Here is a 23850-nt window from a genome sequence, read left to right on the forward strand (position 1 = left end):
TCGATAATGATATTTGCAAATTCTTAGAGTAATAAATTATGGACAATATTTATTTTTTAATGCTTATCGCACTTGCCATTTTGGCTGTAGCGGATCTTGTAGTGGGTGTGAGTAATGATGCTGTGAATTTTTTAAATTCGGCAATTGGTTCAAAAGCCATTTCATTTAAAACTATAATGATAATTGCCAGTTTTGGTATTGCGGCAGGAGCACTTTTCTCTAGCGGCATGATGGAGGTTGCTAGAAAAGGAATCTTTAACCCAGGTGAATTTTATTTCGATGAAATCATGTTCATTTTTATGGCGGTAATGATTACAGACATTTTGTTGTTAGATTTCTTTAACACCCTTGGTATGCCAACATCGACAACTGTTTCGATAGTTTTTGAGCTTTTAGGTGCAGCTGTAGCCATGTCATTAATTAAAATTGGCGCAGATAATGGAAGTTTTACCGATGTAGTCCACTATATTAATAATGACAAAGCCATTCAAATTATATTCGGAATATTACTCTCTGTTGTTGTTGCCTTTTCGATAGGTGCATTGGTACAATGGGTTTCAAGATTACTTTTATCTTATAACTTTGAGAAAAAACCAACCTGGGTGGGTGCTCTTTTTGGCGGGTTTGCTTTATCATCTATAACCTATTTCATATTAATGAAGGGTATAGGCGGAACCACTTTTGCTGGCGAAAGCTTCGATATTATTGGTGGTATTACAATAAAAGAATTATTAGAGACTAAAGTGTTAATCTTAGTACTCATTAACTTTGTAATTTGGTCAGGGGTATCTTATCTATTAATGACATTTGCCAATACAAATATTTTTAAATTAATTATTGGAGTTGGCACATTTGCTTTGGCTTTAGCTTTCGCAGGTAACGATTTGGTTAATTTTATTGGAGTCCCAATCGCTGCATGGCAATCATACGAAGCATGGATGGCATCTGGTGTTGCTGCATCAGAATTTAGCATGGGTATCTTAGCAAAAAAAGTACCTACACCTACATTGTTATTATTTATAGCAGGTATGATAATGGTGCTTACCCTTTGGTTTTCAAGCAAAGCTAAAAGAGTAGTAAAAACGTCTTTAGACCTGTCAAGTCAAGAAGACACAAAAGAAAGGTTTCAACCAAATTTTCTATCGAGAGGCTTAGTACGATTTGCAATATCAGCTTCTGAGTTAATTACCGCCATTACACCAAAATCTCTTCAAGATAAAATTGATAATCAATTTAGTAAACCTGTAATTGCTTTGTCTCAAAACAAAGTTCATGAATTGCCTGCTTTTGACATGGTTCGTGCTGCAGTAAACCTTATGGTTGCAGGTATTCTAATATCAATAGCAACGTCATATAAATTACCATTATCAACTACGTATGTAACATTTATGGTTGCCATGGGTACATCTTTAGCAGATAGAGCTTGGGGTGCTGAAAGTGCTGTGTATAGAGTAGCAGGGGTACTGAACGTTATCGGCGGATGGTTTGGTACAGCAATAATTGCCTTCATAGCATCTGGAGTTATATTGTCTTTAATTAGTTTTGGTAAAGGTGCGGCCATAGCAATACTTTTACTACTTGCGATATTACTACTTACAAGAAACTATATTTCACATAATAAAAAGGCGAAAGAATTACGTGAAGAAGATTCTTTAAACAGAGCTGAAAGTAGCTCTATACAAGGTGTAATTATTGAAAGTGCTCAAAACATTTCTAATGTTCTTAAAAGAACAAATAAAATTTACACAAACTCTATTAACGGTCTTGCGAAACAAGATGTTAATTTATTAAAAAAGAATAAAAAACAAGGCGAGAAACTTTCAAATGAGATTGATGATTTACGTGACCATATCTTTTACTTTATTAAAAATTTAGATGAAAATAGTGTTGGCGCCAGTAATTTTTATATTAACGCTCTAGGGTACTTAACTGATATTGCTCAATCATTAGAGTACATTGGTAAGGTTAGCCATAAGCATGTCAATAACAATCACAAAAAGTTAAAATACAACCAAATAAAAGAGTTGAAACAAATTGATTTAAAGTTAGAGGAGATTTTAAATCAGACACAAACAGCTTTTGCCAATCAATCTTTCGAACAAATAGGTTTAGTTTTAGATCAGAAAGAAGATTTATTCGCAATGGTTTCTGATAAAATTCAGACACAGATAGCAAGAACAAGAACAGAAGAGTCTAGTCCTAAAAACACAACACTTTACTTTTCATTGCTTTTAGAAACAAAAGATTTAATAACTTCTACAATGAACTTATTGCAGCAATACCATAATGAACATGATGGTTCAATAACACCAGCTACAATAGATCAGCCTAAAAAACTGTAACTGTATTTAAAATCTTAAATTATAAGTACCTTGTCATCACAAATTAAAATGATGATGAGGTACTTTTTTTTATTCTTAGCACTATTAGCTAATACTTTTATTTTTGCACAAGAAATTAGCAGTGAACAACTTCTTGAAAAAGCCATAGCGTTTCATGACCCACAAGACAATTGGCCTACCTTCAAAGGCAAAATGCTTATAGAAATGGAAAACCCTAAGGGCAGTCCACGCAGTACGGTCGTTGAAATGAAATTGCCTAGTAACTATTTTAAGACTACGGTGAAAAAAGATAATTATACTGTTGAGTCAGAGTTAGATAATGGTGAATGCACCTTAAAACTAAATGGCAGCACATCTATTTATCCGAAGATAAAAGATAGCATGAACATTAGCTGTGATCGTGCTAAAATGATGAAGAACTACTATACATACCTATATGGTCTTCCTATGAAATTGAAAGATCCCGGGACATTGATAGCTGACAAGGTGATTAAAAAGACCTTTAAAGGAAAAGAGTATTTGGTATTAAAAGCTACTTACGAGAAAGAAGTAGGTAATGATACTTGGTATTTCTATTTCGACCCTAAGACCTATGCGATGGAAGTATATCAGTTCTTTCATGATGAAAGCAAAAATGACGGTGAATACATTCTACTTTCTGAAATGATAACCGTAAACGGAATTAAGATACCTAAAGTACGTAAGTGGTATTACAATGAAGGTGATGTATTTTTAGCTACTGATGATCTGCGTAAAGCGAATGTTATAGATTAGCGATAAAAATTCATTTCATCCATATATTTCCATACTTCTGGCGGTAATAATGGCTTAATGTTTTTACCATTTTTATGCTCTTTTCTAATAAAAGTCGAAGAGATTTCCATGATAGGGGCGTTTACACGATGAATCTTGTCGTGCTCCTTAAATTGATGCTCTATTGCACCTTCAGATATTCTTGGATATACATACAAATGATGAAGATCTAAGATAGCTTCATAGTTCTTCCACTTATGAAGTCCTTTTAAGTTATCCTCACCCATTATCAATGAAAAATCATATCCTTTTGGGTATTTCTCCCCTAAATGAACAAGCGTATTTATCGTGTAATTCGGTTGTGGAAGGTTGAACTCAATATTACTAGGCTTCAAATTGGTATACTCCTTTGTAGCTTCATATACCATTTCAAATCTTTGGTGATTGTCCAGAAGCGTTTTCTTGGTCTTAAAAGGGCTTTGAGGCGTTACTACAAACCAAACCTCATCTAAGTCTGAAAACTCTACCATATGGTTCGCTATGACCAAATGACCGATGTGAATAGGGTTAAAGGTACCAAAGTATAATCCTACCTTCTTCATGTGCACTTATTCTTTATCGTCAGAAATGAAATCTGCTACTAGGTCTATTGATTCTTGTAAAGCAACATCAAGGTCATAATTTTTAATAATCTTATCGAACTGTGGTGCAGTTGCCAATTCTACAGAAGCTTTGGCGATACGCATGTTTATTTTGTCTTCGCTTTCGGTACTTCGTTTTTTAAGTCTAATCTTAAGTTCATCGACACTAGGTGGCTTTACAAAAACAGCCAATGTCTGTTCTGGGAATTTCTTTTTTATTCTTAATCCGCCAACTACATCAATGTCAAAAATTACATTTTTTCCCTCTGCCCAAATACGTTCTACTTCACTTTTTAAGGTACCATAAAAATTATCTCTATAAACCTCTTCCCACTCTAAAAAATCATCATTCTTGATATGATTTTTAAACTCAGAAACAGACATGAAATAATAATGTTCTTTATTCTTCTCTTTACCTCTTCTTGGTCGTGAGGTAGCAGAAACAGAAAAAGCTAAATTTAATTCTGGTTGTGCCAATAAATGGCGTACAATGGTTGTTTTCCCACTTCCTGAGGGTGCAGAAAAAATGATTAGTTTACCACCTTTCATCTATAATACGTTTAACATTTGTTCTTTAATCTTCTCTAACTCATCTTTCATTTGCACAACAATCTGTTGCATTGGCGCAAAGTTTGCTTTAGAACCGATTGTATTGATTTCACGACCAATTTCTTGAGAAATAAAGCCTAATTTTTTACCATTACTATCGTCTGACTGTAATGTTTTACCGAAGTAGTCTAAATGATTCGCTAAGCGGACCTTTTCTTCAGTAATATCATACTTCTCTAGATAGTAAATAAGCTCTTGCTCAAATCTATTAGCGTCAACATCTGCTTTTAAATCTTGTACCGCTTTTTCTAGACGTTCACGAATGGTAGCTTGTCTATCGGGATCAATACTTATAACCTCATCTAACAAATTCTTCAACGATGTTATTCTATCAAGAAAATCTTTTTCTAATACACTACCCTCTTCTGATCTAAACTCATTAATTTCTACCAAAGCACCTTGCAATGCTTCTTTGATAGCTTCATATTCAGATTCATCTATATCTTCCTTATCGGTCTTCATAGCATCAGGAAAACGCAACGCCATTTCTAACAACCTTAAATCATCGCCATCGGCAATGCTCTTTAATTGGTTCATGTATTGTTTTACTGCAACTTCATTTACCTGGGTTGAAGTTGTATCGCCTGTAAGCTCAACGTATAGGTTAAAATCTACCTTACCTCTCAACAATGAATTAGCGACCAATTTTCTTAGTTCTAATTCTTTTTCGCGATAACTTGAAGGCATACGTGCATTTAAATCAATGCTCTTACTATTAAGCGATTTTATTTCTACCGTAATTTTTTTATTAGGCAATTGAACTACATGCTTTCCAAAGCCGGTCATTGATTGAATCATAAATACATTTTAGATTAAGACAAAGGTAAGGTAAATGAAAATTTCAACGATAATCATCTCACCTTACGTAATTAATAAAGGAGTAAACAGAAAAATATCTTGTTTACTCCTTAAATTCTAATTGATAAAATATTAAAGTTCTCTAACCCAAATATTTCTAAAACTAACGCGACTATCGTCGCCGTGATCTTGCAACATTAATGGACCTTTACCATGAGCAGGGTTTTTAGGCCAACCAACATAAGGGGTCGTACCTTTTAGCTCTACATGATCTTGAACCAAAATTCCGTTATGAATTACGGTAATATCTCCTGACTTTATCTTGCCGCCATCTACATTAAATACTGGTGCATGATAAATAATATCATACGTATTCCACTCGCCGGTTGGTACAGAAGCCATAGCTAAAGGCACATGTTGTTTATAAATAGAACCTACCTGACCATTAACATACGTCGGATTGTCATTTTGATCTAGAATTTGCACTTCATATATGCCGTTTAGAAAAACACCGCTATTTGCTCTATTCTGATTATCTCTCTGCACTGGCAAAGGAGATTTCCATTCTATATGCAACTGTATGTCTCCAAAATTTTGCTTGGTTTGTATATTACCGGTTTTGTCATTTACCGTCATACTACCATCTTTATTCAAATGCCATTTGGCAGCTGTACTATCATTGGTACTGATCCAATTCTCTAAGCCTGCACCATTAAAAAGTACAATGGCATCACTTGGAGCAGCATTAGAAGTAGCAGGTTTAACAACGGTAACTTTAGGCTCATAAAACTCAGTTCCCTCAGGGGTAGTCGGTTCTTCGCCCATGTATTCTTCATAAACGATTACACTATCTTTTACCGCTTCAATGCGACTATCAGCATCTACCGTTACTTTTTCTTGACAAGATATTACTGTTAAAGAAGCAGCTAACAGTACTAATGAGTATCTATTTTTCATACCTAAATACAATTAAAGTTGTTTAATTTTTATGTTTCTAAATGACACTACATTATGGTGATCTTGCAATCCGATTTTGCCTGTAGTATATTTTCCAAATCCGTCCCAACCTGCAAATTTAGATTTTGCAACCATAGCATCCCATTCTTCATTAGCTACAGGAAAAGTTACCATTACAGTTCCGTTTAAAGTTACACTACCTATGTGCGCATTGTGATCTACTGTAATTACCATAGTGTTCCACTCCCCTACTGGGTTGGTAACATCGGTAGCTGGTGAAACCATATCATACAAAGCACCGGCTTGATGCGTTGTACCTGCTTTAGCATCTGGGTGTTTATCATTATCTAAAATTTGAATCTCGGGACCTGTCTGGTAACCTGTACCAAATTTCTCATCTTCACTTACACCCCAAAATACACCACTATTACCAGCTTCAGATATTTTCCAATCTAAACTTAATACAAAATTGGTATACTCTTGTCTTGTTACAAGGTCATGGTTTTGATTCTCTTCACCTTCTGCAGGTGGTGTATACACCAATGCATCACCATCTATTTTCCAGGCATCACTAACTCCGTCAGTTTTGAACTCTTTCCATTGATCTAATGAGGAACCATCGAATAATACTTCCCAATCATTTTCAACAACCGCTACTTTTTCAACAACGGCAGTTTGAGTAGTTTCTTTTTTCTCTTCTTTACATGCAACGAATGCCAATAAACAGGCGACACTAGCTATAACTTTCTTCATTTGTGTTCTATTTTAAAGTCCTAACATTTTCTTCAACATTTCTTTATCGATTTCGGCACCTGCGAAATCATCAAAAGTCTTTTCAGTAGCTTCGATAATATGGTCTGAAATAAATTTTGCTCCTTCACGAGCACCTTGCTCCGGACTCTTAATACAACATTCCCATTCCATAACTGCCCAAACATCACAACCGTATTGTGTCAATTTAGAAAATATGGTTTTGAAATCAATTTGACCATCACCTAATGAACGATATCTACCCGCTCTATCTCCCCAATCGTTATAACCACCAAAAGCACCTTTTTTACCTGTTGGGTTAAATTCAGAATCCTTCACATGAAAAGATTTTATAAACTCATGATAATGGTCTATGTACGTGATATAATCTAATTGTTGCAATACAAAATGGCTAGGATCATAAAGAATATTCACTCTCTTATGATTACCAGTAGCTTCTAGAAAACGCTCGAAAGTATCGCCATCATGTAAATCTTCACCAGGGTGAATTTCATAACAAACATCAACACCTTCTTTATCAAAATGATTTAAAATCGGAGTCCATCTTTTCGCCAATTCTTCAAAACCCATTTCCACTAAACCAGCTGGTCTTTGCGGCCAAGGGTGCATTGTATGCCATAATAATGATCCAGAAAAAGTAGCATGAACATTTAACCCTAGTCTTCTACTTGCGGTTGCTGCTTTTTTAACGGTTTCTATTGCCCATTCTGTTCTTGCTTTTGGGTTTCCATGAACATTTTTTGGAGCAAAAGAATCGAACATTAAATCATATGCTGGGTTTACTGCAACTAATTGCCCTTGTAAGTGTGTAGAAAGTTCTGTTATTTCTAAACCGTAAGAGTTTACTTTGGCTTTCAGCTCATCGCAATAGGTCTGACTTTCTGCTGCTTTGTCTAAGTCAATTAAAAAAGTTTCCCACGTCGGAATTTGAATTCCTTTATATCCAAGATCAGCTGCCCATTTACACATTCCGTCTAAAGAATTAAATGGAGCTTTACTGTCTACAAACTGTGCCAAGAATACGGCTGGTCCTTTGATTGTTTTCATAAAAATATACTATCTGTTGTTGTTTGAATTTGTTGTTGAATTTGGGATGTCACATCTCTCAAAAAATCTTATATTTAAGAATTGTATCAGGTTCTTCTCAATACTTTGGAGATTTGCTATAAATATAAGGATTACCATCAGAAAAAGATAAAATTTCAAGCATGAATGAAGATGAAATATTCGACGCAATTGTTGTCGGAACAGGAATAAGTGGTGGCTGGGCTGCTAAGGAATTAACAGAGAAGGGCTTAAAAACGCTTGTTTTGGAACGCGGTCCAATGGTAAAGCATGTAGTAGATTATCCTACGATGAATGATGACCCATGGGATTATCCTTTAAAAGGTAAATTATCTAAAGAAGACGAGAAAAAATATCATGTACAAAAACGGGTAAATTGGGCTCCGACAGAAGACTCAAAGCACTTTTTTGTGAATGATCTTGAACACCCGTATGTAGAAACAAAACGTTTTGACTGGATTCGCGGCTATCAAGTTGGTGGTAGATCACTTACTTGGGGGCGACAAAGTTACCGATGGAGCGATATTGATTTTAATGCGAATAAAAACGACGGTGTTGGCGTAGATTGGCCTGTTAGATATAAAGATATTTCGCCTTGGTACGATAAGGTTGAAGAATATATTGGGGTAAGTGGCGAGGCGTTAGGCTTAGATGTATTGCCCGATGGCATATTTCAACCCGCTATGAAATTGAATTGTGTTGAAGAGGATTTTAAGAAAACAACTGCCGATAAGTTTGATGATGGTCGTTTAGTTACCATTGGCAGAACAGCTCATATTACAGATCCTAATGCAACTTTTGAAGGTCGTGGTACATGCCAAAATAGAGACCGTTGCTGGCGCGGATGCCCATTTGGCGGTTATTTCAGTAGTAACTCATCTACATTGCCAGCTGCAGAACGTACTGGTAACATGACTTTAAGACCAAATTCTATCGTGCATGAAATCATCTATGATGATACTACAAAAAAAGCAACAGGCGTACGAATTATTGATGCTGAAACCAATGAGAAAATTGAATTCAAGGCAAAGGTGATTTTTCTATGTGCATCAGCAATGGCGTCAGTTGGTATTTTATTGCAATCTAAATCTGAGCGTTTTCCTAACGGATTAGGTAATGATTCTGATGCTTTAGGAAGAGGTATAATGGACCACCATTACAAACTTGGAGCAACTGCTAAAGTTGATGGTTACTTAGATAAGTATTATAAAGGAAGACGTGCGAACGGATTCTACATACCTCGATTTGTAAACCTTAACGAGAAAACAAAGCGTGAAGGATATTTACGTGGTTTCGGTTACCAAGGTACTGCAAGTAGAGGAGACTGGTCTAAAGAAATTGGTGAATTAGGTTACGGCAAAGAGCTAAAAGAATCTGTACTAAAACCAGGAAGTTGGACAATAGGTGTAACAGGGTTTGGCGAGTTCTTACCATATGACGATAACCGAGTTACTCTTAGCCCTACTGAAAAAGACAAATGGGGATTACCACAATTGGCTTTTGACGTTGAGTTTAAAGAGAACGAGTATAAAATGCGTGAAGACATTAAAAAAGAAATTGTAACGATGTTCGAAGAAGCCGGTTTTAATGATGTTTCTTCTTATGATGAACCTAGCGGACCAGGCTTAGGTATTCATGAAATGGGTGGCGCAAGAATGGGACACAGTGCTAAGACCTCGATTATAAATAAAAATAATCAAGTACATTTAGTACCGAATGTTTACGTAACCGATGGTGCTTTTATGTCATCATCTAGCTGTGTAAATCCGTCATTAACCTATATGGCTTTTACAGCAAGAGCAGCAAACCATGCAGCCGAACAATTAAAAGCAAGTAAATTTGCTTAGCATTAAAATTAATTACCAACTATAACGTTTATTATATCCTATAGCTTAAAGAAAATATCAATTTATGGAAAATGCTTCAGCCAGAAATATGTGGGGTGATTATTTAAAAAATCACCTCGAAGATGTCTTTCACGAGACACCGAAAACAATGTATTTTGGCGACAATGAACAGGATGCCAACGAAAACGCTAGATTAATACAGAGCGGAGCTAGAAAGGCAATTTCACATTCTTTACTAGGCTTACAAAACCGTAATGAACCTTTACCCAAAATAGGAGATTATATAGTAGTTACGAATTGGAGTGGTGAAGCACAATGTATAGTAGCTACCACCGCCGTTTCTCTTAAACCGTATTTTAGTATTGATTCTTCTTATGCTCAATTAGAAGCAAATGGAGACAAATCATTAGACAGCTGGAAAAAATATCATTGGGAATTTTTCACCAGAGAATTACAAGAATTCAAAAGAGAACCAAGAGAAAGTATGATCGTTGTATGCCAACATTTTAAAGTGGTAAATTCTTAATTATCACTTAAAGTTTATAAAACAAAAAGAGCCGCAAATTGCGGCTCTTTTTTATTCTCTGTAATAGCTGTTTAGTTTTCTAAAGCTACCCAAGTATTTCCGCTTTTATGCGAATCTACGGTTGCTTCAATAAAATTCATACCACGAACACCGTCTGTCATAGTTGGGAATTCGCCATCATTGTATTTTTCACCTCTAATAGCTCTTGCAACACCTTTATAGATGTTCGCCATAGAATCAAAAATACCTTCTGGGTGACCAGCTGGTAGTTTAGTACCATCTAAAGACAATTCAGAATTATAAGCATGACCAGGCTTGTAAATCTGAGCAGGCTCTGTATCACTTAACTTGTAAAGGAAATTAGGTTTTTCCTGTTCCCAACGGAAAGCACCTTTCTCACCATAGATTGAAATGGCTAATCCGTTTTCTTCACCAGTAGCTACTTGGCTACCTCTAATAACACCTTTTACGTGATTTCCCATACGTATAAGAACAGTACCATCAACATCCATTTGGTTATCTTCATAAAGGTAGTTGAAGTCACACAACAGTTCGTTTATTTTAAGCCCTGTAGTATATTCTACGAGGTTAAAAGCATGAACACCTATGTCACCCATACAAGAGCTAATACCCGCTTTCTTTGGGTCTAATCTCCAAACAGAAGATCTTTTCTCTTTGTCATGAATAATAGTGTTGATCCAACCTTGGTAATACACGGCATCTACTTTATGTATTTTACCTAAAGCACCTGCTTTGATCATTTCTCGCATTTGGCGTACCATTGGGTAACCTGTATATGTATGCGTTAAAGCGAAAACAGTACCTGCTTTTTCATGGGATTTCTGCAAATCTTTTGCTTCAGCTAAAGTAGTGGTCATCGGTTTTTCACAGATAACGTGGAAACCATTTTCTAACAACTTCTTTGCCATTGGGTAGTGCAAAAAGTTAGGGGTTAGTATAGAACACACTTGAATACGTTCATCTTCTGGTAGTTTTAACTCCTCCTCGATTAAAGTGTCAAAATCTTTATATATTCTATTTAAAGGGACATCTATTTCTTTAGCGAATGCTATACTGGCATCATAATCAGGATTAAATACAGCTCCTGTTATTTCATAATTATCATTAATGAATGATGCTACTCTGTGCAACACACCTATTAATGAATCTCCACCTCCACCTAATATTCCTAATCTTATTTTCTTTGGCATTTTGTTGTTGTTTTTGTTGAAAATATTATTTTTAAAATCCCTTCGGATTTATAGTTGTTTTAATTTCCGAAAAAAATTACCCCATTTAACTACTAAAGAACAGCTATAGTATCTAATGAGTAACAATTTTCAGGCGTTTAAATTAAAGAATTTATCTAAGACTGATATTCTATTTTCTCGGTTTTAAAGAAAATGGCGAACAATATAAATACAGCCAACGCAAAACCAGCCGGATACATCCAAATGGTTTCCCAAATGTGTTTACCGTCATCTAATAAATAAGCCGTTGATATTTTTCCAGCGACCCAAAACCCTATTAACATACCCACACCATAGGTTGCTAAAGTTATAAGTCCTTGTGCTGAACTTTTGAATTTCTCACCAGCTTTACTATCTGTATATATTTGCCCTGAGACAAAGAAAAAATCATAACATATACCATGCAGTGCTATACCGATGATGAGCATAAACCCAAGTTCGTTGACATCACCAAATGCAAATAGTAAATAACGCACTACCCAAGCTAACATAGCCAAAAGAATAGTTTTCTTGAATCCGAATTTGGTAAAGAAATAAGGCAGTAATAACATAAAGGCAATCTCAGAAATTTGACCTAATGTCATTTTACCGGTCGGGTTATCCATGCCGATTTCTACTAGAAACGGATTCGCATTTTGGTAGTAAAATGCCAGCGGAATACATATTAAAACTGACGAGATAAAGAAGATTAGAAAATTCTTGTCCTTGAATAAACTCAAAGAATCCAAACCTAAAATTTCTTTCAATCCTAGTTTTTCTGAACTAGCTGCTTTAGGTGGTGTTTTAGGTAATGTAAAGCTGAAAAATCCTAATATTAAAGATGCTATCGCAGTCATTAAAAAAGTGTTTTTCAATAAACCCTGCCCTATATTTTCACCTTGGTCCCAGCTAAAAACGTAGCTAATTGAAAGACCAGCAATTATCCATCCTGCAGTTCCGAATACTCTAACCATAGAAAACTCCTTGGCAGGATTTTTCATTTGATTAAAAGATACGGAGTTTACTAAGGCTAAGGTTGGCATATATAAAATCATATATACTAAAACCAAAATATAGAAACTATCGAAGGCGCTACTTTGGTACATAAAATACATAAGAACCGCACCTAGAAGATGTAAAATTCCTAAGATTTTCTCTGCATTAAAATATCTATCTGCAATTATTCCAATAACAAAGGGAGCAATAATAGCTCCCCATGATTGTGTTGAAAATGCCAATGCTATTTCGCCATCTGTTGCTTTTAAATTGTTTCCTAAAAATGTACCTAGAGTTACGAACCATGCACCCCAAATAAAAAATTCTAAAAACATCATGAAGCAAAGCTGTGCTCTGACTTTATTTTTCATCTATCTTTTGTAATAAACATAATCTGAGCTTATAGGTGTTTCATCATTATTTCTAAAATCTACAGCAATTTGCCCTCTATGACTTGTAGAATGATTGATGATATGAAAAAGAATATCCTGCAAGGTATTGGTAAACAATCGCCCTTCGGTATTCTCATAATCTATACGCTTATCAAAATTATCGGCATTAGTAACTATTTCGAACGAACTACGTTGATTTTCATAATGAATATCTGCCCAGTCTTTTACATCATGTTCTTGCCAAACCTCGTAATCACTAGGTTTATTTAAAATTCTAGCGTTCCAAAGATGATGCGCATTTAATACATGGCTAAATAAGCGCATGGTTTCTGGCGGCACTACATTTAGTGTCAAACACTGTTCTATAAGTTTCTTGTTACAGTGAAAATTATAATCGAATATTTCATTAAAAAAAGTCTCCATAAATCATACTCTTGATTATTTTATTTCTTTTGCTGCTTTCAACAAAAGATCTCTAGTAGCAATTATACCATCTTCTTCACTAATTTCAGAACCTTCGTATTCTACTCCAATAAATCCGGTATAACCTTCTTCTTTTACAATTTTTAGCATTTGTACGTAATCAATACCTGTATCATATCCGTCAGCATCAAAATTGTTAGATTTTGCACTTACTGCTTTAGCATATGGCATTAATTCTTTCACGCCTTTGTACTTATCATACTCCTTTAAACAATCTCTACTTTCTGGCTTACGTTCAATACAGAAGTTTCCAAAATCAGGTAAGCTTCCACAGTTATCCATATTAACAGTTTTCATCACCTGAGCATGTAATTCTCCGTTAGATGATAATCCGCCATGGTTTTCTACCAATACATTAATATTCTTAGTTTTTGCATAAGTCGCTAATTTGGTAAGTCCGTCAACAGAATTCTTGATCCATTCTTCTGGAACGTTACTGCCATTGAGGTTAACTCTAATAGCATGGCAACCCATTGCTGCGGCCGCATCTACCCATTTTTTATGCTTCTCTACAGTTTCGTTTCTTTCAGCCTCATCATTGACAGCTAAATTACCTTGACCATCGATCATGATCAACACATTCTTCATTCCGTATTTTTCAGCCTCTGCATTAGATTTTGCAACAAAATTTGCCATAGCCTCTTCAGAATAACCTGCTTCTTCTAATTCAGGATTATATAGCTGACTTACATATTCTAAACCGGTAAATCCCCAATCTTTAGCTTTTTCAGCAAAAGAATATGGATCGACGCCATCTTCTCTGATCATTTTATGCATTGACCATTGTGCTAGAGATAATTTAAAAAATGGGGCAACATTACTGTCTTTTGCTACGACTTCAGAATTTTCCACTTTTTCTTTTTTAGTTTCCTTACACGCGTAAGTTCCTAATAACGAGATTCCAATACCCACAATAGAGGCAATTCGAATAAAACTTTTTCTTTTCATTTTTGGTAGTTTGTTGTTGTTTGAAATATAACCCTAACTGTTGACGTTAAAATTATGAATTGATACATTATTCTAACTTAACGTTAGTAATAGCGAATTTCGCAAGAATAATGGACTTTAAATGTATAGAATTAATTTTATATTTAATAAATTTAGAGATTAAACAACTTTTATGAGCAAATTTTATTATAACGAAGAACAAGAGTCTTACGACGCAATTGTTGTAGGTACTGGAATAAGTGGTGGTTGGGCCGCAAAAGAACTATGCGAGGCAGGCCTTAAAACCCTAGTTTTAGAACGTGGTAGAATGGTCAAACACATTGATGACTATGAGACTGCTAATAAAGACCCTTGGGATTTCCCAAATGCGGGTCAACCGACAAAAGAAATCATAGCGCAACAACCAAAGCAAAATAGAACAGGTTACACCACAAACCAAGCAAGTAATATGTGGTTTGTAAATGACTTAAAGCACCCATACAACGAAACAAAGAGATTTGATTGGATGAGAGGGTATCACCTAGGTGGTCGTTCGCTACAGTGGGGTCGTCAAAGTTATCGTTTAAGTGATATTGATTTTGGAGCAAATAAAAAAGAGAACATTGCCGTAGATTGGCCTGTTCGTTATAAAGACATCGCGCCTTGGTATGATAAGGTTGAAACCTTTATCGGTGTAAGTGGCGAAAACCTAGGCTTAGAACAATTACCTGATGGTCAATTTTTACCAATGATGGACCTGAATTGTGTAGAGCAAGAATTCAGAGAAAAAGTTGCAGAGAATTTCGATGGGCGTGTAGTAACTGCTGGTAGAACAGCACACCTTACAGGTACCAAGCAATTTGACGGAAGAAGCAAATGTCAATTTAGAAACAGATGTATAAGAGGGTGTCCTTTTGGAGCTTACTTCAGTAGTTTGTCTTCGACATTACCAGCAGCTGAGGCTACAGGTAATATGACTCTTAGACCAGATTCTATTGTACATGAGGTTATGTATGATCCTAAGACAAAGAAAGCTACAGGTGTAAAGGTAATTGATGCCAATACTAAAGAAACTTTTGAATTTAAGGCAAAGGTTATTTTCTTATGTGCATCTACTATTGCATCTACTTCTATATTAATGCAATCGAAATCAGAAACCTTCCCTAACGGTATGGGTAATCAATCTGACCAATTGGGCCGTAATATAATGGACCACCAACTTCAAGTAGGAGCTTCTGGTAAATTTGACGGATTTGAAGATAAATATTATAAAGGAAGAAAACCTAGTGGAATCTACATTCCTAGATTTAGAAACCTAGGCGGAGATTCTGATAGAGAAGATTACATAAGAGGATTTGGTTATCAAGGTAGTGCCTCTAGAGGTAACTGGGAAGAATCTATTGCCGAACTATCTCACGGTAAAGAATTAAAAGATGCTGTTTTAAAGCCAGGCGGATGGACGTTTGGTATGATGGGCTTTGGAGAAGTTCTACCCTACGAAAACAACAGATTTACATTAGACTACGACAAATTAGACGATTGGGGTCTACCAACGGTTACTTTTGATGCTGAGCTTCAAGAAAACGAACTTAAAATGCGTAAAGACATTTTAGAGTCGGCTGTTGATATGTTAGAAAAAGCCGGACTTAGAGATGTAAAAGGATATGATAACGAGAGTGCTTTAGGTTTAGGTATACATGAAATGGGAACTGCCCGTATGGGAAGAAACAGAAAAACATCTGTTCTTAACGGAAACAACCAATTACATGATGTATCTAATGTTTATGTAACAGACGGGTCATTTATGACCTCTGCTAGTTGTGTAAACCCATCACTAACTTACATGGCCTTTACGGCTAGAGCTGCAGACCATGCAGTTAAAGAACTTAAAAAAGGAAACATATAATGGATAGAAGACGCGTATTAAAAAATATGGGTATGTCACTTGGATATATGGTGGCCACCCCAACTTTATTATCAATTGTTCAAAGCTGTAAAAGTGAGCCAGCCCTTACTTGGACACCTGAATTTTTAGCTCAAAATGAAGGGTCTGTTCTTTCAAAATTGGTGAATCTTATTTTACCAAAAACAGATACTCCTTCTGCTACAGAAGTACAAGTTGATATTTTTATTGACAGGTTTGCCAAAGATGTAATGGAAAAGGAACAACAAGATTTCTTTAAAATGTCTATGAACAAATTTATCGATAAAGCCTTGGCCGATTCTGGTAAAGAAAAAGCTGAAGATTTAACTGCTGAAGATTTAGAACCAGTTTTAGCAAGCTCTTTGAAATACAATAAGGATCAACAGACTGAAATGTTTGAGTCTATTAATAACTACACAAAGGCTATTACCGATGGCGGTACTGCTAAGTTAGATGACGAAGTTTCAAGATTTGCATTTGCCAATAACCTAAGAGGTATGACTATTTGGGGCTATAAAGCTTCTGAATATGTAGGCGAAGAGGTTTTAGCTTATTTACCTGTACCAGGAGAATATGTACCTTGTGGTGACCTACAAGAGCTTACTGGCGGTAAGGCATGGTCCTTATAACCAAATAATATTCTAACATTTAATAGCCAAGAGCATGATTTATTATCGCTCTTGGCTATTTTCATTTAAAATACACAACTCATGAAAAGAAGAAGTTTCATTCAAAAATCTGCATTAACTACCGGCGCACTTTCAGTAGCAAGTACTGTGTCATTTGCCAATACATTAACCAATAATACGGCAGCGCATAAATACAATTTAAAATATGCACCACATATTGGTATGTTTAAACACCTTGCCGGAGATGATCCTATTGATCAATTGAACTTTATGGCAGATCAAGGTTATACTGCTTTTGAAGATAATGAGATGCGCAAACGACCAATTGAGCAGCAAGAAAAAATGGCGGCAACCATGAAAAAACGTGGTATTGAAATGGGTGTTTTTGTAGCACATGAGATTCATTGGAAAACACCGAACCTAGCATCTGGAGATTTAATTAAACGAGAAGAGTTTTTAAATGATATAAAAAGCTCAATTGAAGTAGCCAAACGAGTTAATGCAAAATGGATGACCGTAGTACCAGGTCATTTAGACCTAAAACTACGCATGGGCTACCAAACTGCCAATGTTATAGAAAGCCTTAGGCAGGCATCTGCATTATTAGAACCACATAATATTATCATGGTTTTAGAGCCATTGAATTTCAGAAATCATCCCGGGTTATTTTTGACCGACTCACCTCAAGCATTTGAAATATGTAGAGTTGTTAATTCACCTTCATGTAAAATTTTATTTGATATCTACCACCAACAGATTCAAGAAGGAAACCTAATTCCGAATATGGAGGCATCTTGGTCTGAGATAGCTTATGTTCAGATAGGTGACAATCCTGGTAGAAATGAACCAACTAGTGGTGAAATCAATTACCATAATGTGTTTAAATGGATACACGAACAGGGTTTTACAGGAGTATTGGGCATGGAACACGGAAACTCAAGAGACGGAAAAGAAGGCGAACAGGCCGTTATAGAAGCCTATAAACAAGTGGATAGTTTTCTATAATTAGCATTTAATACATTTATAAGAGATCAAAAGATGCATTTCATCGAAAATATTATAACTATTCGATGAAATGCATTTTCATAATGTAAGAATTTACTTACTTATTCGTTCTTTTGTATATGTCCCAATACCTACACACATTACTCGTCTATGCCGTTTTGCTTTTGGCATCAAAAATATCTTTTTATATCTATAAAAAGATAAAGTCAAATTCGTTTGAATTATTTCAAATGCGACTACAATATAAATGGTTCAATTTTAAAAGTACCGTTAAACTAACTTATTATAGTCTTTTTAATGATACCATTCATTTTCCATAATCCAAAATCGATTTTCATGCGTATATAATTTATACTCTAATACTTAAGCTATGGAAAACTACATCACAATATTGATGATTTACGCGGCAGCGTTGTTATTTTCGACTGTATTAAAGCCGTATATCAAAAACGACAAATAAGATTCCCCTTACTTAACCTCGGCTTAGCCGTATATAAAAAAGACCCCATTAATGGGGTCTTTTTTATTTCTTATTCAATAATTATTTTCCTACTACTTCTTAAAGTTTAGCAATCAAATTATTGTAGATGTAAATTTGAATACTACAATCTTCCTTTTCTATAAAACTCACGAATAAAAAAGCTACTATTTAAAATTTAGCAACAACGGTAATTTTTATAACCGTTACAAAAACATATTGAAGATTAAAAATAGGTAAGTAGATTGACATTTTATATAAAAATGTACGGCCCCACTAATGCTTCTATTATGAAAAATGCCCACCAAGCCTAATAAAGGTAGTTCCCCCGAAACCTTTTCTTAGAACGTAATCATACGACGAATCGTAGTTATACTTATTTTGGCGCTCAAACATTAGATATAAGATAACATACACTACCTTATAAAGAACCGTACTAAATTTAAATTTTTATTTCTGCATTAAAAAAACCTTCAACATTCAAAGATTCTCCGTCAGCATTTTTTAATTGTACTTCTAACTTGCCATTGACCTTGTTAGAAAAACTTTCGGTGATTGTAATATCACCAGATTTAATAAAAAAAGGTAGTTCACTAATACCTCCCAAATCTGCAAAACCGTAAACACCGTTAAACTTATTAAGCAAACGATCTAAATTCTTTATTTTATGTACACCTACTGGTACATCATGACTCATTTTTGTTTTGGAAGCTATAATAAACTCTAAAGTTTGTTTCTTCCTATCATTTCCAGAACTAAAACTCAACAACAACTTGTCTATTGTATTACCGAATTTGTCCTCTTCAATTTCCTTTGTAAAGCTGGCTATGCCATTTAAATGAAAACTTAATTCACCATCAATATTAAAACTACATGTACCTTTTTCAACTCTTGTGCTTTCAAAATCACTTTTTGTTCCTCCTGAAAGCAAAATAAAGGGTACAATTCCGAAAAAAAATATTTTTAAAAACTTAGCTATAAACTGAATTATCTTAAACATAGTTGTAAGAAAGAGTTATAGTCAAGGTTTAACAATATTTGGTTTCTGAACCTCCATTACCACCGTCATATTTTCATTCACCCCATCTTCATCTTGCATAAATTGCGAAGCGACCATTAAGACCACAATAAATAATGCTAACATTAGACCGCACTTTTTCATGTCAATTTGATTTATAACATACTGAAGTTCTTTGCTAAAGATAATTTTAAGCTGAAAAAGCATAGGTCTATATTGTATAACCTGTCTCTTTTTATGTATAATCGGAAAACGAAATTCTAACACAACGAACAAATAAGATGATTTGTAGTCTTTTTCTCTCTAAAAACAAGGGTTAAGACATTATTTACCCCTTTGCTACTTTAATATACCGATTACACTAAAATATCATCCATTGATACAAATTCGATTATGAAAGCCCCACAAACCCGTAATTTTTCATAACTTTCTAACTTGATACCCGATCTTTTATGTTACAAGCTGTAATAGTTGATGATGAAATTAAAGCCCTGCAGAGCCTAACGTGGGAGCTTACCAACTTCAGCGACGAAATCAATGTTATCGCCTCATTTACGAATCCGAATGAAGCACTTTTATACTTAGAAAAAAATACTCCTGATTGTCTTTTTTTAGATATCGAAATGCCTACTATGGATGGCTTTCAGTTTATTAAAAAACTCACCAATAAGAATTTTCCTGTAGTAATCACCACCGCTTATAATCAATATGCCTTAAAAGCTATCAAAAGTCAGGCTTTAGACTATCTATTAAAGCCGATAGATACCGATGATTTAGAAGAAACCATTGTTAAGATCAAAAAATTTAATAGCAAGAATTTTTCTGTTGAGAAATTAGAAATGGCACTTTTAAATTATAACTCTAGGTCAATACATAAACGTATTACATTAAACACCGATGGTAAATTATTATTTTTGGAGAGCGATGAGATTCTTTATGCCGAATCTGACGGTAATTACAGCACCATATTTTTAACCGACGGTCAAAAAATAGTACTTACCAAGAAACTAAAGGAAGTCAATGAGTTGCTTCCGGCAGATTCTTTTTTTAGAATTCACAATTCATATATCATCAACCTAAATAAAATAAAGGAATTTTTAAAGACTGATGGTTACGTGGTTTTAAAGTCTAATCATAAAATACCTGTCTCAAGACAAAAAAAATCAGATTTTTTAGATATGTTGTAGCATTACAATAGCAAGTTCAATAACCAATCTTAAGCTTATATTTAAATTCTATAGTGTATAAATTCAAGTTCAAATTTCTATTTTTCCTTCTGTATACTTTAGTACCACAACACCATAGTTATTCTCAAGATATACCCGAAAATTTAAAAGAAATAGTAGATACTCTTTTATCTAAAACTCCGAAAGAATGTCAAGAAATACATTCGCTCTTAGCCACCTACAGTAATGACAGTACTGCGTTACGCTATATAGAAAACAGGGCTACAAACAATAAATATCTATTAGGTGAAGCGTACGCCTTAAACCAACTAGGAAATCTCTATCGTGACTTATCAATTTACCCAAAAGCAATAGAACTTTATCAAAGTGCCTTAGAAGCATCTATTAAAGCCAATAACATTGAAATTAGAGTACATAGTTTAAATATGCTAAGTACAGTTTACAGGAACACTGATGCAATAAAATCTGCTTTAGATAGCAGCCAAGAAGCATTAGAGTTAGCTGAAAATGTGACCGAACCAAATGATGGTGTAAAAAGAAGCATAACTGTATCTTTAAACAGTATTGGCGGAATATATCAAATGCTAGAACAGTATGATCTGGCCATTGAGAAATATGAAAGGTCGATGATCCTTCAAAAAGAATTGGACGACAAACAGGGGCTTGCTATTAGCCATAAAAATTTAGGCGAGTGTTATGAATATCAAGGAGAACTTGAACCTGCTTTAAAAAACTTTCGAAGAGCACTTGTTTACAATGAAATCATTAATTCTAACCGCGGAAAAATAATATGCAATTATAATATAGCACACGTGTATGTACACATGGGCAAAATAAAAGAAGCAATTTCTATTTTAGAAAACAATTTATTAAAAGCCATTTCTATTAATGACCAAAAAATCATAACCACTATTTATATAAACTTAGGGTGGTCATTAATACGGTTTGGCGATTATGACGCGGCAGAAACTAATTTAGAGTCAGGTTTAAGCTTAGCTACATCTAACGAATTCTATGCAGAAATAGCCGAAGCGAATAAATTTTTATCTGAGCTTTGGATCAAGCGAGATGATTACCAGAAAGGCATGCGCTATTTTAAAGAATCTAGAAAATACGAAGAGCGCATTACCAACTCTCTTAATCTACGATACGTAAATGACATGATTTTACGATACGAATCTCAAAAGAGAGCCAACCAGTTAGATCGTCTAGCCAAAGAAAATGAAACGGTACGCTTAAAGCTAAAGAAAAATAGAACCATGCTGACTATCATTGGCATCTTCTTAATTCTACTTGTAGGTATTTTGTATATTCTATACCGACAAAGTCAATTAAACGCAGAGAAAAAACTATTGACATTAGAGCAAAGTATGCTACGTAGTCAAATGAATCCGCATTTTTTATTCAATTCTCTAAACTCGATTAAATTATATATCATAAATAATGAGAAAAAGAATGCTGTTCATTATTTAAATAAATTCTCGAAGCTAGTACGCAAAATACTAGAGGCGTCGTCTCAACGAGAAATCTCTTTGGCAGATGAGCTAGAAACAGTAGCGCTGTATATGAATATAGAAAACATAAGGTTTTCTAATGAAATCAACTTTAACATTCATATTAAAGACGACATAAATACGCATAACATAAAAATACCTTCGCTTATACTTCAACCTTTTTTAGAAAACGCCTTGTGGCATGGTTTGTCATCAAAAGAAGGAGCAAAGAATATAGACTTAGAAATAAAAAAGGGTAAAAGTGGCTTTATTGAAATAATCATTACCGACAATGGTGTAGGTAGAGATGCTGCAGAAAAAATAAAGGACAGTAAGGTTCTCAAGAGAAAGTCGGTAGGTATTGATATTACCAAAGAACGACTAGCAAATTTTTCTCGTGACTATGAAAACTTTTTTCATGTAGATATCATTGATAAGTTTGACGATGATACCAACCCTATGGGCACACAGATAGTAATCTATATACCTACTATTTAAGATGGTCTTTAGCAACCTCTTCTAATTCGTTATACCAAGGTGCACCGAATTTTCTAATTAAAGCTTCTTTAACGAATTTATAAACAGGCACTTTTAACTCTTCACCTAAAGCACATGCTGGGTCGCAAATTTGCCATTTATGATAGTTAACTGCAGTTAGTTCGGTATACTCACGAACTCTTATTGGGTATAAATGACAAGACACAGGTTTCTTCCACTTAATTTCCCCTTGGTTATAAGCTTCTTCTATACCACATTTAGCTATTTTCTTATCGTCGAAAATAACGTAGGCACATTCACTTCCATTTACTAATGGGGTTTCCCACTCACCATCTTCACCCTTAACAAAAGCACCTTGCTCTTCAATAACAGCAACACCTTCGGGTCTTAAAAATGGTTTAACTTTAGCATAGATATCGACCATAATTTCAGTTTCTGAATCTTCAACTGGCGCACCTGCTTCGCCATCGACACAGCAACCACCTTTACACGCGCTAAGGTTGCAAACAAAATCGTTTTCTATAATCTCTTCAGATACTATGGTTTTCCCTAATTGAAACATGACCTAATTTAAAGGGCGCAAGATACATTTTTTAAAAAGTAATGATCTTAGAAAATTTTAAGAATAAATATCTAAGTGCATATTTATAAGCGTAAATTTGCAAAAAATTTGAAGTATGGAGTTTCATTTTGATTTAAGAGAGATTGCAACCGCTAGTATGGTACTATTTGCCGTTATTGATATTTTAGGCAGTATTCCTATTATTATTGGGCTTAGAAAAAAAGTAGGACACATTCAGTCTGAAAAAGCATCTGTTGTTGCGGCTGTAATCATGGTAGCCTTTCTGTTTCTTGGTGAAGAAATTTTAAATCTTATTGGCATCGATGTAAATTCATTTGCCGTTGCCGGTGCGTTCATCATATTCTTTTTAGCCATTGAAATGATTTTAGGTATTCAATTATACAAAGATGATGAACCAGAAAGTGCTTCTATTGTACCTATTGCCTTCCCATTAATTGCTGGTGCTGGTACCCTTACCTCTTTACTTTCGTTGAGAGCAGAGTACTTTGTTGAAAATATTATTATAGCTATTATTGTCAACATTGTCTTCGTTTTCATAGTACTTAAATCATCTGTGAAAATCGAAAAAATGCTTGGTAAAAACGGAGTAAATGTAATTAGAAAGGTATTCGGAGTAATTCTTATGGCAATTGCTGTTAAATTATTCGCTGCTAATATTAATGAGCTTTTCTAGACCGTAAGAAGGTTGTATTTTTATAA

The 23850-nt window shown here is 34.7% G+C and carries 23 protein-coding genes; 10 read left to right on the plus strand and 13 right to left on the minus strand.

Annotated elements, in window-relative coordinates; genetic code table 11:
• Positions 1–38: 38 nt before the first annotated feature.
• Both QSV08_RS14945 and QSV08_RS14950 read left to right on the plus strand, forming a co-directional pair.
• Positions 39–2342, plus strand: a complete 2304-nt coding sequence (locus QSV08_RS14945) for an inorganic phosphate transporter (protein ID WP_324024446.1) — start codon at positions 39–41, stop codon at positions 2340–2342.
• Between the two features lie 30 nt (positions 2343–2372).
• A complete protein-coding gene (locus QSV08_RS14950) occupies positions 2373–3116 on the plus strand; it encodes a DUF6503 family protein (protein ID WP_324024449.1) in 744 nt (247 codons plus the stop codon).
• Here the strand turns inward: QSV08_RS14950 and nadD are convergent.
• The 6 genes from nadD to QSV08_RS14980 form a co-directional block, all read right to left on the minus strand.
• Entirely contained in the window at positions 3113–3697 is a 585-nt protein-coding gene (gene nadD / locus QSV08_RS14955) for a nicotinate (nicotinamide) nucleotide adenylyltransferase (protein ID WP_324024451.1), read from the minus strand. The two genes, QSV08_RS14950 and nadD, sit on opposite strands and share 4 nt — an antisense overlap.
• 6 nt (positions 3698–3703) lie before the next feature.
• Positions 3704–4285: a guanylate kinase gene (gene gmk, locus QSV08_RS14960; RefSeq protein WP_324024453.1), complete on the minus strand. Its 582-nt coding sequence runs from the start codon at positions 4283–4285 to the stop codon at positions 3704–3706.
• Positions 4286–5143: a YicC/YloC family endoribonuclease gene (locus QSV08_RS14965; protein WP_324024455.1), complete on the minus strand. Its 858-nt coding sequence runs from the start codon at positions 5141–5143 to the stop codon at positions 4286–4288.
• Positions 5144–5275: 132 nt separating this feature from the next.
• A complete protein-coding gene (locus tag QSV08_RS14970) occupies positions 5276–6100 on the minus strand; it encodes a 3-keto-disaccharide hydrolase (protein ID WP_324024456.1) in 825 nt (274 codons plus the stop codon).
• Between the two features lie 12 nt (positions 6101–6112).
• A complete protein-coding gene (locus QSV08_RS14975; RefSeq protein ID WP_324024458.1) occupies positions 6113–6853 on the minus strand; it encodes a 3-keto-disaccharide hydrolase in 741 nt (246 codons plus the stop codon).
• 12 nt (positions 6854–6865) lie between these two features.
• Positions 6866–7918 (minus strand): sugar phosphate isomerase/epimerase family protein, encoded by a 1053-nt coding sequence (locus QSV08_RS14980; protein WP_282048924.1) that lies wholly within the window; start codon positions 7916–7918, stop codon positions 6866–6868.
• 161 nt (positions 7919–8079) lie between these two features.
• On the opposite strand from QSV08_RS14980, the gene QSV08_RS14985 reads away from it, so the two are divergent.
• Entirely contained in the window at positions 8080–9783 is a 1704-nt protein-coding gene (locus QSV08_RS14985; protein ID WP_324024460.1) for a GMC family oxidoreductase, read from the plus strand.
• Between the two features lie 64 nt (positions 9784–9847).
• Complete coding sequence (locus QSV08_RS14990) at positions 9848–10309, plus strand: ASCH domain-containing protein (protein ID WP_324024462.1); 462 nt, start codon at positions 9848–9850, stop codon at positions 10307–10309.
• Positions 10310–10380: 71 nt separating this feature from the next.
• On the opposite strand, the gene QSV08_RS14995 is transcribed toward QSV08_RS14990, so the two are convergent.
• The 4 genes from QSV08_RS14995 to QSV08_RS15010 form a co-directional block, all read right to left on the minus strand.
• Positions 10381–11520: a Gfo/Idh/MocA family protein gene (locus QSV08_RS14995; protein ID WP_324024463.1), complete on the minus strand. Its 1140-nt coding sequence runs from the start codon at positions 11518–11520 to the stop codon at positions 10381–10383.
• Between the two features lie 155 nt (positions 11521–11675).
• Positions 11676–12905 (minus strand): nucleoside permease, encoded by a 1230-nt coding sequence (locus QSV08_RS15000; RefSeq protein ID WP_324024465.1) that lies wholly within the window; start codon positions 12903–12905, stop codon positions 11676–11678.
• Positions 12906–13349 carry a DinB family protein gene (locus tag QSV08_RS15005; protein WP_324024467.1) on the minus strand — a complete coding sequence of 148 codons (444 nt, stop codon included), beginning with the start codon at positions 13347–13349 and terminating at the stop codon, positions 12906–12908.
• Between the two features lie 15 nt (positions 13350–13364).
• Entirely contained in the window at positions 13365–14357 is a 993-nt protein-coding gene (locus QSV08_RS15010; protein WP_324024469.1) for a sugar phosphate isomerase/epimerase family protein, read from the minus strand.
• Positions 14358–14529: 172 nt separating this feature from the next.
• Here QSV08_RS15010 and QSV08_RS15015 point away from each other — a divergent pair, with 172 nt between their 5' ends.
• From QSV08_RS15015 to QSV08_RS15025, 3 genes are all read left to right on the plus strand, one after another.
• Positions 14530–16242, plus strand: a complete 1713-nt coding sequence (locus tag QSV08_RS15015) for a GMC family oxidoreductase (RefSeq protein ID WP_324024471.1) — start codon at positions 14530–14532, stop codon at positions 16240–16242.
• Positions 16242–16889: a gluconate 2-dehydrogenase subunit 3 family protein gene (locus QSV08_RS15020; RefSeq protein WP_324024473.1), complete on the plus strand. Its 648-nt coding sequence runs from the start codon at positions 16242–16244 to the stop codon at positions 16887–16889. Before QSV08_RS15015 ends, QSV08_RS15020 begins: the two co-directional genes overlap by 1 nt.
• A gap of 81 nt (positions 16890–16970) precedes the next feature.
• Positions 16971–17894: a hydroxypyruvate isomerase family protein gene (locus QSV08_RS15025; protein ID WP_324024475.1), complete on the plus strand. Its 924-nt coding sequence runs from the start codon at positions 16971–16973 to the stop codon at positions 17892–17894.
• 920 nt (positions 17895–18814) lie between these two features.
• Here QSV08_RS15025 and QSV08_RS15030 read toward each other — a convergent pair.
• On the minus strand, positions 18815–19372 hold the full coding sequence (locus QSV08_RS15030) for a hypothetical protein (RefSeq protein WP_324024476.1): 558 nt from the start codon (positions 19370–19372) through the stop codon (positions 18815–18817).
• A gap of 21 nt (positions 19373–19393) precedes the next feature.
• Positions 19394–19534 (minus strand): hypothetical protein, encoded by a 141-nt coding sequence (locus QSV08_RS15035; protein WP_324024478.1) that lies wholly within the window; start codon positions 19532–19534, stop codon positions 19394–19396.
• A 308-nt stretch (positions 19535–19842) separates the two neighbouring features.
• Here QSV08_RS15035 and QSV08_RS15040 point away from each other — a divergent pair, with 308 nt between their 5' ends.
• Both QSV08_RS15040 and QSV08_RS15045 read left to right on the plus strand, forming a co-directional pair.
• Positions 19843–20577 carry a LytR/AlgR family response regulator transcription factor gene (locus tag QSV08_RS15040; protein WP_324024480.1) on the plus strand — a complete coding sequence of 245 codons (735 nt, stop codon included), beginning with the start codon at positions 19843–19845 and terminating at the stop codon, positions 20575–20577.
• A 53-nt stretch (positions 20578–20630) separates the two neighbouring features.
• Positions 20631–22568, plus strand: coding sequence for a tetratricopeptide repeat protein (locus QSV08_RS15045; protein ID WP_324024482.1), 1938 nt, complete (start codon positions 20631–20633; stop codon positions 22566–22568).
• Here the strand turns inward: QSV08_RS15045 and QSV08_RS15050 are convergent.
• Positions 22561–23130 (minus strand): DUF3109 family protein, encoded by a 570-nt coding sequence (locus tag QSV08_RS15050; protein ID WP_303598433.1) that lies wholly within the window; start codon positions 23128–23130, stop codon positions 22561–22563. The two genes, QSV08_RS15045 and QSV08_RS15050, sit on opposite strands and share 8 nt — an antisense overlap.
• Positions 23131–23245: 115 nt before the next feature.
• Between QSV08_RS15050 and QSV08_RS15055 the strand changes: the two genes are divergently transcribed.
• Positions 23246–23824, plus strand: a complete 579-nt coding sequence (locus tag QSV08_RS15055; RefSeq protein ID WP_324024485.1) for a MarC family protein — start codon at positions 23246–23248, stop codon at positions 23822–23824.
• Positions 23825–23850 lie beyond the last annotated feature (26 nt).

Origin of the sequence: Maribacter sp. BPC-D8 (assembly GCF_035207705.1) — a bacterium.
Classification (GTDB): Bacteria; Bacteroidota; Bacteroidia; order Flavobacteriales; family Flavobacteriaceae; genus Maribacter.

Bases quoted from the DNA above. Each gene is read 5' to 3' on its own strand.
- QSV08_RS14945 (WP_324024446.1), top strand. From the start codon at position 39: ATGGACAATATTTATTTTTTAATGCTTATCGCACTTGCCATTTTGGCT.
- nadD (WP_324024451.1), bottom strand. From the start codon at position 3,697: ATGAAGAAGGTAGGATTATACTTTGGTACCTTTAACCCTATTCACATC.
- gmk (WP_324024453.1), bottom strand. From the start codon at position 4,285: ATGAAAGGTGGTAAACTAATCATTTTTTCTGCACCCTCAGGAAGTGGG.
- QSV08_RS14965 (WP_324024455.1), bottom strand. From the start codon at position 5,143: ATGATTCAATCAATGACCGGCTTTGGAAAGCATGTAGTTCAATTGCCT.
- QSV08_RS14970 (WP_324024456.1), bottom strand. From the start codon at position 6,100: ATGAAAAATAGATACTCATTAGTACTGTTAGCTGCTTCTTTAACAGTA.
- QSV08_RS14975 (WP_324024458.1), bottom strand. From the start codon at position 6,853: ATGAAGAAAGTTATAGCTAGTGTCGCCTGTTTATTGGCATTCGTTGCA.
- QSV08_RS14980 (WP_282048924.1), bottom strand. From the start codon at position 7,918: ATGAAAACAATCAAAGGACCAGCCGTATTCTTGGCACAGTTTGTAGAC.
- QSV08_RS14985 (WP_324024460.1), top strand. From the start codon at position 8,080: ATGAATGAAGATGAAATATTCGACGCAATTGTTGTCGGAACAGGAATA.
- QSV08_RS14990 (WP_324024462.1), top strand. From the start codon at position 9,848: ATGGAAAATGCTTCAGCCAGAAATATGTGGGGTGATTATTTAAAAAAT.
- QSV08_RS14995 (WP_324024463.1), bottom strand. From the start codon at position 11,520: ATGCCAAAGAAAATAAGATTAGGAATATTAGGTGGAGGTGGAGATTCA.
- QSV08_RS15000 (WP_324024465.1), bottom strand. From the start codon at position 12,905: ATGAAAAATAAAGTCAGAGCACAGCTTTGCTTCATGATGTTTTTAGAA.
- QSV08_RS15005 (WP_324024467.1), bottom strand. From the start codon at position 13,349: ATGGAGACTTTTTTTAATGAAATATTCGATTATAATTTTCACTGTAAC.
- QSV08_RS15010 (WP_324024469.1), bottom strand. From the start codon at position 14,357: ATGAAAAGAAAAAGTTTTATTCGAATTGCCTCTATTGTGGGTATTGGA.
- QSV08_RS15015 (WP_324024471.1), top strand. From the start codon at position 14,530: ATGAGCAAATTTTATTATAACGAAGAACAAGAGTCTTACGACGCAATT.
- QSV08_RS15020 (WP_324024473.1), top strand. From the start codon at position 16,242: ATGGATAGAAGACGCGTATTAAAAAATATGGGTATGTCACTTGGATAT.
- QSV08_RS15025 (WP_324024475.1), top strand. From the start codon at position 16,971: ATGAAAAGAAGAAGTTTCATTCAAAAATCTGCATTAACTACCGGCGCA.
- QSV08_RS15030 (WP_324024476.1), bottom strand. From the start codon at position 19,372: ATGTTTAAGATAATTCAGTTTATAGCTAAGTTTTTAAAAATATTTTTT.
- QSV08_RS15035 (WP_324024478.1), bottom strand. From the start codon at position 19,534: ATGAAAAAGTGCGGTCTAATGTTAGCATTATTTATTGTGGTCTTAATG.
- QSV08_RS15040 (WP_324024480.1), top strand. From the start codon at position 19,843: ATGTTACAAGCTGTAATAGTTGATGATGAAATTAAAGCCCTGCAGAGC.
- QSV08_RS15050 (WP_303598433.1), bottom strand. From the start codon at position 23,130: ATGTTTCAATTAGGGAAAACCATAGTATCTGAAGAGATTATAGAAAAC.
- QSV08_RS15055 (WP_324024485.1), top strand. From the start codon at position 23,246: ATGGAGTTTCATTTTGATTTAAGAGAGATTGCAACCGCTAGTATGGTA.